This window comes from Deltaproteobacteria bacterium (assembly GCA_016930875.1).
Classification (GTDB): Bacteria; Desulfobacterota; Desulfobacteria; order Desulfobacterales.
In genome coordinates this window covers 25,605-41,274 of the sequence record JAFGFW010000014.1, presented here as the reverse complement: position 1 = coordinate 41,274, position 15,670 = coordinate 25,605, and the positions used below count along the sequence as shown (strand labels likewise).

The 15,670-nt window shown below is 49.9% G+C and carries 14 protein-coding genes and 4 tRNA genes; 15 read left to right on the top strand and 3 right to left on the bottom strand.

Annotation, left to right across the window (positions count from 1 at the left end; all coding sequences use genetic code 11):
• Nucleotides 1-292: 292 nt before the first annotated feature.
• The 8 genes from hypB (at nucleotide 293) to JW883_01215 (ending at nucleotide 7,118) form a co-directional block, all read left to right on the top strand.
• The gene (gene hypB / locus JW883_01250) at nucleotides 293-940 is read left to right on the top strand and encodes a hydrogenase nickel incorporation protein HypB (protein MBN1840892.1); all 648 of its coding nucleotides are present in this window, start codon (nucleotides 293-295) and stop codon (nucleotides 938-940) included.
• Nucleotides 904-3,243 (top strand): carbamoyltransferase HypF, encoded by a 2,340-nt coding sequence (gene hypF, locus JW883_01245; protein MBN1840891.1) that lies wholly within the window; start codon nucleotides 904-906, stop codon nucleotides 3,241-3,243. The genes hypB and hypF overlap by 37 nt, the downstream gene beginning before the upstream one ends.
• A 154-nt stretch (nucleotides 3,244-3,397) precedes the next feature.
• A complete protein-coding gene (locus tag JW883_01240; protein ID MBN1840890.1) occupies nucleotides 3,398-3,631 on the top strand; it encodes a HypC/HybG/HupF family hydrogenase formation chaperone in 234 nt (77 codons plus the stop codon).
• Entirely contained in the window at nucleotides 3,615-4,700 is a 1,086-nt protein-coding gene (hypD, locus tag JW883_01235) for a hydrogenase formation protein HypD (protein ID MBN1840889.1), read from the top strand. The genes JW883_01240 and hypD overlap by 17 nt, the downstream gene beginning before the upstream one ends.
• A gap of 93 nt (nucleotides 4,701-4,793) precedes the next feature.
• Complete coding sequence (locus JW883_01230) at nucleotides 4,794-5,621, top strand: HD domain-containing protein (protein MBN1840888.1); 828 nt, start codon at nucleotides 4,794-4,796, stop codon at nucleotides 5,619-5,621.
• Nucleotides 5,622-5,885: 264 nt separating this feature from the next.
• The gene (locus tag JW883_01225; protein MBN1840887.1) at nucleotides 5,886-6,182 is read left to right on the top strand and encodes a hypothetical protein; all 297 of its coding nucleotides are present in this window, start codon (nucleotides 5,886-5,888) and stop codon (nucleotides 6,180-6,182) included.
• A gap of 241 nt (nucleotides 6,183-6,423) precedes the next feature.
• A complete protein-coding gene (locus JW883_01220) occupies nucleotides 6,424-6,798 on the top strand; it encodes a hypothetical protein (protein ID MBN1840886.1) in 375 nt (124 codons plus the stop codon).
• Entirely contained in the window at nucleotides 6,798-7,118 is a 321-nt protein-coding gene (locus JW883_01215; protein MBN1840885.1) for a hypothetical protein, read from the top strand. The genes JW883_01220 and JW883_01215 overlap by 1 nt, the downstream gene beginning before the upstream one ends.
• A 7-nt stretch (nucleotides 7,119-7,125) precedes the next feature.
• Here JW883_01215 and JW883_01210 read toward each other — a convergent pair whose 3' ends face one another.
• The 3 genes from JW883_01210 to JW883_01200 form a co-directional block, all read right to left on the bottom strand.
• Entirely contained in the window at nucleotides 7,126-7,530 is a 405-nt protein-coding gene (locus JW883_01210; GenBank protein ID MBN1840884.1) for a hypothetical protein, read from the bottom strand.
• Nucleotides 7,531-7,578: 48 nt separating this feature from the next.
• A tRNA-Pro gene (locus JW883_01205) sits at nucleotides 7,579-7,655 on the bottom strand.
• Nucleotides 7,633-8,472, bottom strand: a complete 840-nt coding sequence (locus JW883_01200) for an N-acetylmuramoyl-L-alanine amidase (protein MBN1840883.1) — start codon at nucleotides 8,470-8,472, stop codon at nucleotides 7,633-7,635. Before JW883_01200 ends, JW883_01205 begins: the two co-directional genes overlap by 23 nt.
• Nucleotides 8,473-8,586: 114 nt before the next feature.
• On the opposite strand from JW883_01200, the gene JW883_01195 reads away from it, so the two are divergent.
• From JW883_01195 to JW883_01165, 7 genes are all read left to right on the top strand, one after another.
• A tRNA-Leu gene (locus JW883_01195) sits at nucleotides 8,587-8,672 on the top strand.
• Between the two features lie 23 nt (nucleotides 8,673-8,695).
• Nucleotides 8,696-10,000 carry a trigger factor gene (tig, locus tag JW883_01190; GenBank protein ID MBN1840882.1) on the top strand — a complete coding sequence of 435 codons (1,305 nt, stop codon included), beginning with the start codon at nucleotides 8,696-8,698 and terminating at the stop codon, nucleotides 9,998-10,000.
• On the top strand, nucleotides 10,000-10,614 hold the full coding sequence (gene clpP, locus JW883_01185) for an ATP-dependent Clp endopeptidase proteolytic subunit ClpP (protein MBN1840881.1): 615 nt from the start codon (nucleotides 10,000-10,002) through the stop codon (nucleotides 10,612-10,614). Before tig ends, clpP begins: the two co-directional genes overlap by 1 nt.
• Before the next feature lie 231 nt (nucleotides 10,615-10,845).
• On the top strand, nucleotides 10,846-12,105 hold the full coding sequence (gene clpX / locus JW883_01180; GenBank protein MBN1840880.1) for an ATP-dependent Clp protease ATP-binding subunit ClpX: 1,260 nt from the start codon (nucleotides 10,846-10,848) through the stop codon (nucleotides 12,103-12,105).
• A gap of 303 nt (nucleotides 12,106-12,408) precedes the next feature.
• Nucleotides 12,409-14,862: an endopeptidase La gene (lon, locus tag JW883_01175; GenBank protein MBN1840879.1), complete on the top strand. Its 2,454-nt coding sequence runs from the start codon at nucleotides 12,409-12,411 to the stop codon at nucleotides 14,860-14,862.
• 118 nt (nucleotides 14,863-14,980) lie between these two features.
• Nucleotides 14,981-15,056: transfer RNA gene (locus JW883_01170), tRNA-Val, on the top strand.
• Nucleotides 15,057-15,146: 90 nt separating this feature from the next.
• Nucleotides 15,147-15,224: transfer RNA gene (locus JW883_01165), tRNA-Asp, on the top strand.
• Nucleotides 15,225-15,670 lie beyond the last annotated feature (446 nt).

Below are 15,670 nucleotides of genomic sequence, written 5' to 3'. Positions count from 1 at the left end.
TTTTTTTTCTTAGGGTTCGCGCAAGAATAAGTTCGCAGAGTTGGCGCTCAGATTTGGTTCAGATTTGGCCGATCCGATTGAGCAAAGCCGCAGGAATAGCGAACTATTTCGAGGAGTTTGCGAATGAGGCATCGGTCAAAGATGGGCTGAAGCTGAGATGGCAAAATGTGAAATTGTTTTTGCGCGAGCCCTTAGTGTGCCAGGCAAAGACGTTACGTTGAAATGGCTCTGCAATGAGGTACGGAAATTGCAGAAGCGGTTATGGAAACTGCCATAGAAGGGAGCAAATGCGTTGAACATTCCAGTTGTAAGGAATATCCTTGAGGCGAACGAGCGGATTGCAGAAGAAAACCGTAAACTGTTTGAAAGGGAGAAGGTGGCCGTCATCAACTTGATGAGTTCGCCTGGTTCCGGAAAGACGTCATTGCTGGAATGCACCATAGATGCCGTAAAAGATCGCATCCGTATGGGTGTCATCGAGGGTGATGTGCAGTCCACCAGAGATGCCGAGAGGATAGCGGAGAAGGGCATCCCAGCGGTTCAAATCAACACGGACGGAGCCTGTCACCTGGATGGAAACATGGTACGAAATGCGCTTGCAATGTTTGATCTGTCACAACTGGATCTTCTGGTGGTTGAAAACGTGGGGAATCTGGTATGTCCTGCCGAGTTTGATGTTGGCGAAGACCACAAGGTAATGATCCTGAGCGTTACTGAGGGTTCTGATAAGCCCGAAAAGTATCCCCTTATGTTCCACGAGTCGAGCGTCTTGCTAGTAAACAAGATCGACCTGTTGCCGTATGTTGATTGTAGTGTGGAAGAGATTCGAGACATCTCCCTTAGGATCAATCCCAATTTGGAGATTTTTGAGATATCTTGCCGGACCGGAGAAGGAATAGATCGATGGGCCGACTGGCTGTCGAAACAGACCAAGAAATAAGGGAAAAGGGCGTCAGGACAAGGATTAAGGGGATCGTGCAGGGTGTTGGTTTTCGACCCTTTATTTACAACCTTGCCCTTGCCCACGACCTTAGAGGCTTTGTCTCCAATACTTCAGAAGGCGTCTACATTGAAGTTGAGGGTGATCCCGACTTTCTGGATGCATTCCACCGGGGCATCATTGCCGAAAAACCCCCCCTGGCCCATATTACTTCCATAGAGACTATTGAGCAGGAGTTGAAATCATATTCTGGCTTTACCATTCACAAGAGCGAGGCACAGGAACACCGCAGGACGCTTATTTCTCCGGATGTATGCGTATGTGAAGATTGTCTGAGGGAGTTGTTTGACCCAAAGAACCGACGTTTCGGGTATCCTTTTATCAATTGCACAAACTGCGGCCCGCGTTACACCATCATTATGGACATTCCATATGACCGGCCTTTTACGGCCATGAAGGGTTTTAAGATGTGTCCTCCCTGCGAAGCAGAATATCATGATCCCGCGGACCGCAGATTTCATGCCCAGCCCAATGCCTGTTGGGATTGCGGCCCCCTGGTGCGTCTCTGGGCTCACGCGGGCCAAGAGATTCGTGCAGGTAATCCGATTGAGGAAGCCCGGAAGTGGCTAAAACAAGGCAAAATCGTTGCTATTAAGGGATTGGGTGGTTTTCACCTGGCCGCGGACGCCACCAACAATGAAGCGGTCAAGAGGCTCCGGCAAAGAAAACATCGAGAAGAAAAGCCTTTGGCCCTTATGTGTCCCAGCCTGGAACAGATCAGACAATTTGCACGGGTAACTGAGGACGAAGAATCCCTTCTTAACTCCATACAGCGGCCTATTGTGATCCTGGAAAAGAAGCCCAACGCAGATATCGCTGAAGAAGTCTCTCCCCGGAACCGCACCTACGGCATCATGCTGCCCTATACGCCCCTTCATTGCCTCCTGTTTCAGGGTAACGACCTGCTGGCCCTGGTCATGACCAGCGGGAACATCAGCGAGGAGCCCATTGCCATTGATAACGAGGAGGCGTTTGAGCGCCTGGGAGATATTGCTGATTACTTCTTGAATCACAATCGTGACATTTATCTTAGAAGCGACGATTCTATACTCCGTGTGCTTGGCGCCGTGCCAAGGCAGATCAGGCGCAGCAGAGGATATGTGCCCATACCGACTTTTCTTAAGAGGTCTTTGGAGCCGATTCTTGCCTGCGGCGCTGAATGGAAAAATACCATTTGTCTCACCAGGGGAGACCAGGCATTCTTGAGTCAACACATAGGCGATCTGGAAAACTTGGAGACCCTCAATTTTTTTGAGATGACTATCGAGCACCTGAAACGGATATTGGAGATCGAGCCCAAAATTATTGCCTATGATCTTCATCCTGATTACTTGAGCACACAGTATGCCTTGAAGCAGTCGTCCATGATTCAGGTTGGGGTCCAGCATCACCATGCCCACATAGTGAGCGCCATGGCAGAACATGGCCTTGCGGGGCCTGTGATAGGTATTGCTCTGGACGGCACAGGCTACGGCGCTGATGGGCAGATTTGGGGCGGTGAGGTCCTGGTCGTGGAGCCCAAACAGTTCGAAAGGGTGGGGTATTTTGCCTATCTTCCCATGCCTGGAGGGGCTGCGGCTATCAAGAAGCCTTGGCGTATGGCCGTGAGCGCGCTGTACGAGGCTTTTGGAGAGGAGTTTTTGAAGATCAGTCTTCCTTTTCTGGAGGGCATCCCCCGGAAACGTGTCGATATCTTGATCCATATGATAAAACAGGGTGTGAACACGCCTCTCACATCGAGTTGCGGGCGCCTGTTTGATTCGGTGGCCGCAATCGCAGGTGTGAGGAACTATGTCGCCTACGAAGGTCAGGCTGCAGTGGAACTTGAGGCAGCGGCAGAAGACGACCTGGAACGAGTTTATCCTTTTGAAATTCGGGAAAAGGACGGGGCTCTCCAGTTTTTGACGGCGCCGATCATAAAATCTGTTCTGGCAGACGTGAATGAGGGCTGTTCAACAGGTTCGATCAGCGCCACTTTTCATAATACCCTAGTCGCCTTGTTCGTCGATGTGTGTGAGCGGGTGCGGGCGTCGCGGAAGTTCAAGCAGGTGGTCTTGGGCGGGGGTTGTTTCCAGAATGCCAGGCTTCTGGTTCAACTGACCGAAGTCTTGGAGAATCAAGGTTTCGAGGTTTTCAGCCAGGCGCAAGTCCCGAGCAATGACGGGGGCATTGCGCTCGGTCAAGCAGTAGTGGCCGATGCTATGTATAAAGCGGGCCTGGCCGGGCAAGGTCGTCGGGTGTGAACCGGAAATGGCAAATCGTGTTGCGAATAGCTCAATCCGGATAAACCGGAAAAGGCTTCGATATTCGGATTTGCGCCTGACGGCAAAAAGAGTACGCTTGGCATCGGGTTCATGATTCATCTTTGACGAATGACAGCTATAGGAGGTAACACTCATGTGTGTGGCAGCGCCGATGAAGGTTATTGAGATTGACGGAGATATTATCCGAGCCGAACTGGGAGGTATGACTAAGGAGGCCAATCTCGCTATTGTGGATGAGAGGCCGGAGCTCGGGGACTATGTAATCATTCATGCTGGTTTTGCACTTCACCGGATTGACCCGGAGGAGGCAAAGATTACTCTGCAACTCTGGAAAGAGATGGGAGTCATTGATGAAATACCTGACTGAGTACAGGGACGGCTCGCTGGCTTCCAAGATGGCAGAGCGCATCAAGGCGATATCCACAAAGCCGGCCCGGTTCATGGAAATTTGCGGCACGCACACGGTTGCAATCTTCAAACACGGTATTCGGGACGTGTTGCCTGAACACATCGGCCTGATCTCTGGCCCGGGTTGTCCTGTGTGCGTTACGGCCACCCGTGATATCGACAAAGCAATTAAACTCTCTCGAATACCGGATGTTATTGTGGCAACCTTTGGGGACATGGTCAGGGTGCCCGGCTCTGAGTCCTCATTGCAAAAAGAAAAGGGTCTTGGCGCTGATGTACGCATGGTCTATTCGACCATGGATGCCATTGAGATTGCCCGACAGAATCCTGATAAGAAAGTCGTGTTTCTTGGGATCGGATTTGAAACGACTGCGCCTACGATTGCGGCTGCCGTGGTGGCGGCCCAGGCCCAGGGAGTAAACAACTTTTCGGTGCTGTCGTGTCACAAACTCCTTCCTCCTGCCATGGATGCGCTGCTTTCGGGCGGAGAACTTGACGTGAACGGATTCATGTGCCCCGGACATGTGAGTACGATCATTGGGACGGCCCCCTACAAGGTGGTTGTGGCTCAATATCATACGCCTTGTGTGGTTATGGGTTTTGAACCACTCGACATCTTGCAGGGCATTTACATGCTGGTCAGTCAAATAGAGGCGGGCGAAGCCCGGGTGGAGATCCAATACCGACGGGCAGTGGCGCCTGAGGGAAATCCCAATGCCCTTAAGACACTTGATCGGGTTTTTGAGCCCTGTGATTCACCGTGGCGCGGTCTTGGAATGATTCCAAAGAGTGGACTTGCCCTGCGAGAGTCCTACCGTGCCCATGATGCAGAGGCGCTGTTTGACCTTGACGTGCCGGATTCCGGTGAGCCGCCGGGCTGTAAGTGTGGTGACATACTCCGAGGCGTTAACACGCCTATCGAATGTAAGCTTTTTCGAAAGGTGTGCAACCCGGAAAATCCCGTGGGTCCTTGCATGGTGTCCAGTGAGGGGACCTGTGCTGCCTATTATAGGTACAGCCAGGTGTAAATTATGAAGAGTTGCAGAACCCGAACAAGCGTTTCATCAAATTCGCTTGTTTGGTGGCGCCAGATATCGGCCTTCAGTTAGGCCTATGCCTCAATGGACACAAACCATCTCGCCTTTTTTAGAAAGTGGTTCTCCGATTATGTGAGTGGCTACTACACAGATGATCCGGCCCAGGACCAAGCTGTCAGGCTGAAACATGAACACACGGATCGAGTTTGTAAGGAGATCGTCATGCTCGGTCAGGCCTTGAACCTGCCAAGCCAGGACATGTTGTTGACCGAGACCATGGCCCTGTTTCACGATCTTGGCAGGTTTGAGCAATATGCCACCTATGGAACATTTGAAGACGCGAGATCCGAGAACCATGCAGCGCTTGGGCTGAGGGAGCTGGTCAAGCATGACGTTCTTTCGGTCTGCTCGGACGAAGAGCAGCGTCTTATCACCAAGGCGATTGGCTACCACAACGTGCGGGCCCTGCCAGAAAACGAGCTAGAAAGGACTCTGTTTTTTGCGAAACTCCTGCGTGATGCCGACAAGCTGGACATCTGGCGAGTATTTATAGATTACTATGATAGGCGGTACGAGGGGACGAATTCGACCATCGTGTTGGGGTTGCCGAACGGTTCAGTATGTTCACCAAAGATCCTAACCGCCTTGCATCTGGGAAGAATGGCCGACACAAGAGATATGGCCACACTCAATGATTACAAATTGCTCCAGATCAGTTGGGTGTTTGATGTCAATTTTGAACCTACTTTTCGTGCGGTATGCGAGCGCCGATACGTGGAAAAAATCGCTGCCACGCTACCGCAAACGAGGGAAATTCGAGAAGTCGTCTCAACAGTGCTGGCTTATCTGCAAAAAAAAGGAAGGCCAAATTCCTTGGAACGGATAGGGAAAATGAAAACAGCATGGAGTTAAGGCGTAACATCGCAAAAAGTCCGGGTACTACTCCGGGCGAGGGGTCCTTTTTTCAAAGGCGATATCAACCATGCTCAGGAAGCGTGGCCGGATATTTTGTGATTGGCTAGGCCCGTGCCAAGCTCATAAGGACATTTGGGTCAATCACAATATCCGGCCACTGCGAGAGTCCGAAACAAAGAAAAAGATAGCGCCTTTGAAAAAAGGACCCCTCGCCCTAGGTTATTGAGAACTTACGTTAAGGCCAAGGAAAAGGGGAGGATTATGGGACAAAAAGTCACGGTAGCTTATTATTCCACCAAGCAGGGAGTGACACAGCAGCAGACAGGCGCACCGACGGTTTATTACGGCAAGGCTTTCAAAATTCCGAAGGAGTTGTTTAGCGAAGAAGGGGAAGTTGATTTTGAGAAGGATATTGCAGATCTCATGGGTGAGATACGTGAAAAAGGACTGGAGCCAGTGTTGGATGAGGCCACGGTTGAGCGTTACGAGACCTGGGATATCGAAAATGGGGATGTGTGGGTCATGTATCGGGTGCCTTGTGCGGGGAAAGAGCAATAGCGTAGCGGAGGTACTGTGGTGAGATTCAATTTTGATCAACTCGCAAAAAGTCGTCACTCCGGACTTCGACGAGCTCAGTCGAGTCGTGAAAACCAGAGTCTAGAGCCTTTGTAACTAGCTGAATAAACTGAATTCCGGCCTTTGTCGTTCGACCTTGAGGCTCTCGACGGGCCGGAATGACAGTCCGCCGGAGGCGGATTTCGACTTTTTACGAAGCCGTCAATTTTTGGTAGAAAACGTTATGGAGACAGAGGATTTGTTTCGCGTTGAGTTTTCAGAAGACGGCAGTCTCGGAGTGGAGTTTTCGGAGGATTTTCTGTCGTCATCTCAGGAGGAGCAAATCCAGGCCCTTGAGGCTTTTTTCTGGAGAAAGACGTTGGAACCCTCGCCCACACTAGAAGTAAACAAGGCAATGACTGAGCATGAGATTACCATCATAGTGGCGGAGACCATCTTGGCTAAGTTAAAACGTGGAGAGCGTCTTGAGAGAGACAGCAACATAGACATATCCTGGGAAGAGCTTTCGACTCTTGGGAATATACAAGGATCTGTCGTTGTGGCGGACATGGCGAGATACTTAGAACAGCATGCCGAAGGCAAGAAAGGATGCGATTGATGACGTTTAAGGCAGAAGACTTTGAGAAGAAGATGGGTGAGTGTCCAAGACATGGTGAGCAAGTCCTGTGGCTGGCCTGCAAACATGTGGCAAAAGGGAATCCAAAGGAGATATGGTTAGGCCCGAATCGTATTGCCATATGTCCGGCGTGTTCCATGCTCCCCATGACTTCGATAGAGGAGGAGCTTCTTATCGCGTGCGAAGCTTGCCTTAGGGGCAAAATCAAGGATCTTTCGAAGAGACTCCCTGATGGCGCCAATATCCATGACTCTGTAAAGGGGTTAGATGTATACGAAAATGAACTGATGGAGGAAGACTGAGCACAACTTATTCGGATGAGATGTGAACGCCGTAGGTTTTTAGCTCTTCTTGCACAGCTTTATACTCTTGTTCCCCTTTCATAACGAACTTGCCTGTGCCACAGTATTTCAGGAGACCACCAAGGCTTTCTTGTGTTATCACACAATAATACTTAGTTTTGTCCCATTCCGGAAGCTGATTAAGTTCGTATTTTAACTCCAGTTGGGTCTCTATTGTCTCTTCCTCGCCTTCAGATGTAATACTTGTCAAACCTAATACATCTCCCAATATTTTGGCTTGTCCTCTGATCCAAGAGAGCTTCTCACCTTTGGTATCCCATGCCATGTATTCATAGGTGCCGTCCTTATTGTCCAGAATGGCATGCTCCTGCAGGTGATACGCGTGTTCCTTGTGAGCAAGAAAACCCGTCATATTTCACTCCCATTTCAGTAAGTTAGTCAGGTGTTTCTTGATGGAGTCTGGTCGGGGCGGAGGGATTTGAACCCCCGGCTTCCTGCTCCCAAAGCAGGCGCGCTACCAGGCTGCGCCACGCCCCGTTCCGATATCTTCTTCTATCATGTCTCTTGGGCTAACGCAATCACCCTGTTGCCTGAAAAACTCTCTTATCCCCTGACCTACTGCCTCGGCAACAGCGGCCAGCACGTTCGAGTCTCTAAGTTCCTTTTCCTCGGCAGGATGGCTCACATAACCGATCTCAAACAAGATGGCCGGCATATCCGCTCCTCTGAGAACCGAGCAAGGGGCTTTGTGAATTCCTCTATCCATGGGGTTGAGCTTCGCAACGACTTGCCTGTGCACGAGATCTGCCAATAGCTTGCTCTTGGCTGCGTGCACGGACTGAATGTCGTCCCAAAGGTGGAGAGTGTCCACGGTCCGAACAGTATTTTCTTCTTGCTGAAGGGACCGTCCTTGAGTTGTGCCTGGATAGAAATAGTAAATCGCCATGCCTCCGGCCTTGTGATGAAAACTCCCTCCGGCGTGAAGGCTAACAAAGACATCCGCCCTGAGATGGTTAGCTATGGCCGTGCGTTTTTCAATGTCAACCCAATAGTCACCGTCACGGGTTAAATAGACGGCATAAGCCCCGGAGAGGATGTCTTTGATTTCTTGCGCAAGGGCCAGTGTTAAGCTTTTTTCGGCTAGGCCGGACGGGCCGACTGCCCCAAAGTCGTGGCCGCCGTGACCAGGGTCTAACACGATAACCTTCTGACCAGGAAGCTTAGCTGGCAAAGACGTGTCCTGAGCCAGCGCTTTTGGTGTAAGAGCGGCAAATATCAGGATGAGGAGCCAAATCAGATCCGATTTTCTCGGTAGCAGCATACGCCGGATGTATGTGGTTTGCAAACTTCTCAAGAGCACCCTCGCTCAATTCTCCTTGACACAGTTAGGGTTTGATACTAATTTTTTTAGTTAGGTAAGAACAAAATAAAAATATTACTTCTCGTTCAAAAAATCAACGTTGTTCGTGCGAGAGTGGCGAAATTGGCAAACGCACTGGATTTAGGATCCAGCGGCTCCGTGCCCTGGGGGTTCAAATCCCCCCTCTCGCACCAATGTGATATAAGAAAGGGGTTTTATGAAAGTAGATGTTGAAGACGTAAGTACAGTCAAGAAAATCATGCACGTGGAGATCCCTGAGAAAGATGTCACCCGGGAGCTGGACAAGGCATACAAAACCCTCAAGACCAATGCAAAAATCAAAGGATTTCGTCCCGGCAAGGTGCCATTGTCTCTTTTGGAAAAGCGGTTCAAGAAAGAGATGCATGAAGAGGTCTCCGGCCAGTTGATTCAGAATTCATATGGCGAGGCCCTGGGGCAGGCCGAGTTAGTGCCTCTCGGGGAGCCCGCCATCGATCGGCCGGATCTTGAAAAGGGCCAACCATATCGTTATTCGGCAACGATCGAAGTTCGTCCTCCTGTTGGGGGTTTAGATCTTAACGGATTGAAACTTAAGGAGAAGGTACACGTCATAGATGACGTAGAGACCGAGACCCAGCTTAAGATGCTACAGAAACGAAATGCCCAGCTAAAAAGCGTTGATGAAGACCGACCGGTTCGAGACAAGGATGTCGTCATCATAGATTACGAAGGATTCAAGGACGGTAAACCGTTGGAGCCAGCCCGCAAGACAGAGAACTTTCAGGTAGAGATCGGATCAGGGCGGATATTGGAGGATTTTGACAAGCAGCTTGTGGGAATGAAACCAGACAGTACCAAAGAGCTTCAGGTACGTTTTCCGGATGACTATTACAACAAGGACCTTGCCGGTCTTGAAGTGACCTTCAAGGTCACCTTAAAGGAGATCAAAGAGGAGATTCTGCCTGAGCTTGATGACGAGTTTGCTAAGGATCTCGGAGAGTATGAGACACTGGACGAACTGAAAGAGGCGATCAGAAAGGACTTGGAGCAAAGGTACAAGGCCGAATCCAGGCGGCAACTACGCGAAGACATCATTGACAAGCTGATAGAGCAATCCGATTTTGAACTTCCTGAAGCCTTGGTAAAGGGAGAGCTTGCCGGCGTGGTCAGGGATGCCCAGAGCCTCATGGCCCAAAGAGGTATGTCCTTGGAGCAATCAGGCCAAACAGAGGAGGAGCTTTCTGAAAAATATCTTCCCATGGCCGAAAGAAAAGTGCGGGAGTACTTACTCATTGAAAAAGTAATCGATCAGGAGGAGATCACCTTGACGGATGAACTGCTTGATGAGGCTTATGAGGAGTTTGCCGGGGCCTTGAATCAACCAGTTGACACAATCAAGGAATTCCATAACAGTTCCCAGGAGGCCTTTGACGTTTTCAAGCAAAGAACCCTTGAAAAGCAGGCTATCAAGCATATTATTGACATGTGCGATGTGGAAAGAATTGAAGAAGGAGACTCGTAATGCCGCTTATTCCAATGGTTATTGAACAAAGCAGTCGGGGGGAACGGGCCTATGATATCTATTCCAGGCTCCTGAAAGATCGGATTATCTTTCTCGGAACAGCCGTGAGTGATGAGCTTGCCAATCTTTTGATAGCCCAGCTTCTCTTTCTCGAATCTGAAGATCCTGACAAGGATATTAATTTTTACATCAACTCACCCGGAGGCATGGTTACTGCGGGTTTGGCCATCTATGATACCATGCGTTATATTAAGCCCGACATATGTACGCTGTGCATGGGCCAGGCTGCCAGCATGGGCGCAGTCTTGCTGGCAGCGGGGACAGAGGGGAAACGTTACGCACTGCCAAATGCCAGGATACTTATCCACCAACCTATGGGTTCCTTTCAGGGCCAGGCCTCAGATGTGGCCATTCAAGCCAAGGAGATCCTGCGGATGCGTGAGTCACTAAATGAGATCCTTGCGTTCCATACCCACCAGGATATTGAAAAGGTCCGAAACGATTCCGATCGGGATTTCTTTATGAGCGGCCAGGAGGCCAAGGTGTATGGCATTGTGGATCATGTGATCACCCAGCGCGAACCCAAACCAGGCAAGATCCGATCTAGCGACTGATTTTTTTGGCCTGAGGAGACGAGAAAGGTTTGTTTTTTGCATTGCATTTCTTGAAACCGGATCTTATTATGTTAATAACAGGGCTCAAGGCGCACGGTGTAAGGCAAAAGGCCTTGCACCCTTAGCCTTACGCCTTAACCCTTTTGAACCCCAAAGATGACGTAAAAGCGGTAGAATAGTTTTCCGAAAAAGATTTTTGTAAAAGCTATAGCCTAATATTCGGAGGAGCCCATGGCAAAACGAAGAGGCGTGAACGGAGATGGTCTGAGGTGTTCATTTTGCGGCAAGAGTCAAGATGAGGTAAAAAAGCTGATTGCCGGGCCAGCCGTCTATATTTGTGATGAGTGTATTGAGTTATGCAATGAAATTGTCGAAGAAGAGTATGAGAAAGAGGCACAGACTCGCAAAAAGGGGGAGTTCCCGTCACCTGCTGGCATTAAGGCCAGTTTAGACCAGTATGTGATTGAGCAGGAACAAGCCAAGAAGATCTTATCAGTCGCCGTTTACAACCACTATAAACGCCTTGAGAGCAGGGTCAATACGGACGATGTTGAGCTGCAGAAGAGCAACGTGATTCTGATTGGACCTACGGGCAGCGGGAAGACGCTCCTGGCCCAAACGCTGGCAAAGTCTTTGAATGTTCCCTTTACCATTGCTGATGCCACTTCCTTGACAGAAGCGGGATATGTGGGAGAGGATGTGGAAAACATCATACTGTCGCTGCTTCAGAACGCTGATTATGACGTAGAAAGGGCCTCAAGAGGCATTGTTTATATCGATGAAATAGACAAGATCGCCCGGAGGGCGGACAACCCTTCCATTACCCGGGATGTGTCAGGCGAAGGCGTGCAGCAGGCGCTTCTCAAGATCATAGAGGGCACGACTGCCAGTGTCCCACCCAAAGGGGGCCGGAAGCATCCACAACAGGATTTTGTCAAAGTAGACACCTCGAATATCCTTTTCATATGTGGCGGCACCTTTAATGGACTGAGGGAGATCATAGAAAGCAGGTTGGGCGGGAAGGTGATGGGGTTTGGAGCCGATATTCGAAGCAGAAAGGAGAGAGACATTGGCGAGACGCTCAAGTTGGTTCAGCCTGAAGATCTTCTGAAGTTCGGCTTGATCCCGGAGTTTGTCGGTCGACTGCCTGTGATCGCCACGCTTGGGGAATTGAATGAGGTTGCCCTTGTCAAGATACTCACAGAGCCCAAGAATGCGCTGGTAAAACAGTTCCAGAAACTGCTGGAGTTCGAAAATGTCATGCTTCGCTTTACTGACAGCGCGTTAGAAGCCATTGCGAAGAAGTCTATGGAACGCAAATCCGGGGCACGAGGCTTGAGGGCTATTATGGAAGGATGCATGCTCGAGATTATGTACGAGATTCCTTCCATGAGCGGGATAAAGGAGTGTGTCATCAACGAGGACGTTGTTCTAAATAGTGAGGAGCCGATCTTGCTCTTTGAGCAGTCTCGGGAGCAGGCCCTGTCATAAGAAGTAGCATCTCAGACACTTTGGCTTTATCCCGTTATTAACGAAATTGGTGTTTTTTCTGGCAGAAAATTTTTTGAGACAACCACGAAAGCACGAAATGACGAAGACACGGAATTTCTCTGTAAATCTTTTCTAGGTGATTTGCGGCTGTACGCCTTAGGAAGAGGCGCGTCCCTTCGTGTTTTGCGGCATTCGCCTTGAGAACATCACGTGGTAGTTCTGTCTTTTTACTTTCAGCTTTTACAAGTTCGTCCTTCACTGTAATTCCAATAAGATACAGATGTAACCATAAAGATGACAGCCATGTTCAACATTTTACAGAGGAAAAAGACAATGGATGATCCAAAGCAAAAACTTATGCTGCCATTCCTTCCGCTGCGCGATATTGTTATCTTCCCTCACATGGTCGTTCCGCTGTTTGTAGGACGTGCCAAATCAGTCACCGGCTTGTCGACCGCTATGAACCTGGACAAACGCATTTTCCTGGCTGCCCAGAAGAGCGCTGCCGTAGACAACCCTGGGGAAAAGGACATGTTCAAGACGGGCATCATTGGCACAGTACTCCAACTGCTTCGGCTTCCCGACGGTACGGTCAAGGCTTTGGTTGAAGGGAAACAACGGGCACGCATGACCAGGTTTATTCCTAAGAACAACTACTATGTGGCCGAGGTCGAGCCAATTGTTGAGCCCCCAATAGCAGAAATCGAAAGAGAGGCCGTGACCCGAACCGTCATAGATGCCTTTGAAGAGTATTCAAAGATCAACAAGAATGTCTCAAAAGATGTCATTAGCAATGTATCGGCCATCAAGGACATGTCTCAATTGGCTGATACAATAGCAGCTCATTTCAACTTCAAGCTCCGGGATAAGCAGCAACTCCTGAAGACCATTTCACCTATGGAACGGATGACCCTCCTTTATGGCCTGATGCAAGCCGAAATTGAGATCTATAAGACGGAACAGCGGGTCAAAGGCAGGGTGAAAAAGCAGATGGAAAAGACCCAGCGAGATTATTACCTGAATGAGCAGATGCGTGCCATCCAGAAGGAGATGGGGACCAAGGATGATTATAAGAGCGAACTGGACGAACTTGAAAATCGTATCAAACGCAAACGAGTGTCCAAGGAAACGGCTGCCAAGGTCCAGCAAGAATTTAAGAAACTGAAGCTCATGGCTCCCATGTCAGCAGAGGGCACAGTTGTTCGCAATTACATAGAGTGGCTTATTGGCCTGCCGTGGTTTGTCCGCAGTAAGCTTCGACTGGATATCGACAAAGCCGAGACTATTCTGGAAGAAGACCACTACGGGCTGGAAAAACCCAAAGAACGGATTCTGGAGTACCTGGCTGTACAGAAACTGGTTAAGAAAATACGGGGCCCCATCCTTTGTCTTGTGGGTCCACCCGGGGTTGGGAAGACATCTCTGGCAAAGTCCGTGGCCCGGTCCACCGGGCGGGAGTTCATCCGCCTGTCCCTGGGCGGCGTGCGGGACGAGGCCGAGATCAGAGGGCATCGACGCACCTATATTGGCGCCATGCCCGGCAAAATTATTCAGTCCATTAAGAAGGCCAAAGTACAGAATCCTGTTTTCTGTATGGATGAAGTAGACAAGATGAGTATGGACTTCAGAGGCGACCCGTCTGCGGCTTTGCTGGAAGTGTTGGACCCAGAGCAGAATTATGCCTTCAATGACCACTATCTTGATGTGGACTATGACCTTTCAGAGATCCTCTTCATTACCACGGCGAACAGTCTCCACGGTATTCCGCCTCCGCTGCAGGATCGTATGGAGATTATTCAACTGCCCGGTTACACCGAGTATGAAAAGCTGCAGATAGCTCTGGGCTTTTTGGTCCCCAAGCAGACCAAGACAAACGGATTGTCCGAAGAGAATATCGTGTTTACCAACAACTCTCTCCAGACGATTATTCGCCTGTATACGCGCGAGGCCGGTGTACGGAATCTGGAGCGTGAAATCGCTTCTGTTTGCAGGAAAGTGGCACGTGAGGTCACGAAAGATGACGGGAAGAAGTTTATTAAGGTGACATCCCAGACCATACAGAAGTACCTCGGGGCGCCTCGGTTCAGGTATGGGCAGCTTGAAGAAAAAGACGAGATCGGTCTGGCTACTGGCATGGCGTGGACGCAGGTTGGGGGCGAACTCCTTTCTATTGAGACCGTTGTCCTGCCTGGCAGGGGTAAGCTCACTGTGACAGGGAAACTGGGAGAGGTTATGCAGGAGTCTGCCCGGGCCGCTTTGAGCTACGTTCGCTCAAGGGCACACGTGTTGGGCCTTGAGAAGCAGTTTTATAGAAAGGTCGATATTCACGTTCATGTACCTGAGGGGGCTACGCCAAAGGACGGGCCGTCTGCGGGTATAACCATGGCCACATCGATTGTCTCCGCACTGATCAAGAAGCCCATCTGCCGTGATTTGGCCATGACCGGAGAAATCACGTTGCGCGGACGGATTTTGCCCATCGGCGGGCTAAAAGAAAAGATCCTGGCTGCCCATCGAGGTGGAATATCTCAGGTCATTATCCCTGAAGAGAACACGAAGGATCTGAAGGATATTCCGGCAAAGATCATGAAGCGGTTCGAGGTGATCATGGCAAGCCACATGGATGACGTGCTCACTCGTGCTGTTGTCCTTCCGCCCGGCGAGACGCTTTTCAAGAAAGAACCGGAGGAGGAAATCATTGCGCCGGAGTTGATTCCCAAACAACAAGAGGCATTAGAACCCATCCGAGTGAACTGACTCAGTGGTAATTGCGCTTGACACGGATGGACTTCTTCGTTATTTGGGATACGGTATTCGCGAAACGTGAGTCGTTGACCGTTGTGAGTTTTGTTTTTGTTCTGATTGGCGATTGCACGGGCGGGTAGCTCAGTTGGGAGAGCATCGGCCTTACAAGCCGGGGGTCACAGGTTCAAGCCCTGTTCCGCCTACCATGTGAAAGCTCAGAGTTCATAAGATAGAATTACCACAAAAACACGAAAATACGAAAGCACGAAACGTAAGGATATCATTTGATATCTTTCGGGGGCGTAGTTCAGTTTGGTTAGAACGCCGGCCTGTCACGCCGGAGGTCGCGAGTTCGAGTCTCGTCGTCCCCGCCAGTAAAATCAAGGGGTTAGCCGATTGCGGTTAACCCTTTTTGTGTTTGTGCTGTGTATTCGCGATATGTGGATGAAATCGATATTCAAGAAAGGCCAGAGTTGTCTCTCAACGGGTTGTTGCCCAAATCAAAATCGCAACACAATTCGCATAACCGGCAATCTTCGCGAGTAATAAATTCAGTGGGTTACAGGGGTTTGCAGACGGCCAAAATCCATGAAAAACACAAGTGGCAGGTTTGGACAACAGCCCGTCAAGTGTTGGCTTTTTCACAATTGATGGCGCGAGTCGCGAAATGCCTGATGCTGATTTGTCATTGACAATTATGCCTTGTTACACCTAGATTAATAAACATGCAATTTGAGTCAGAACGGAGGGGAAAAGAAGATAGGAGTGCGGTTTGGAGACGATATTTGGCACAGTATATGCTGTTCTCGTGATCCCGAAG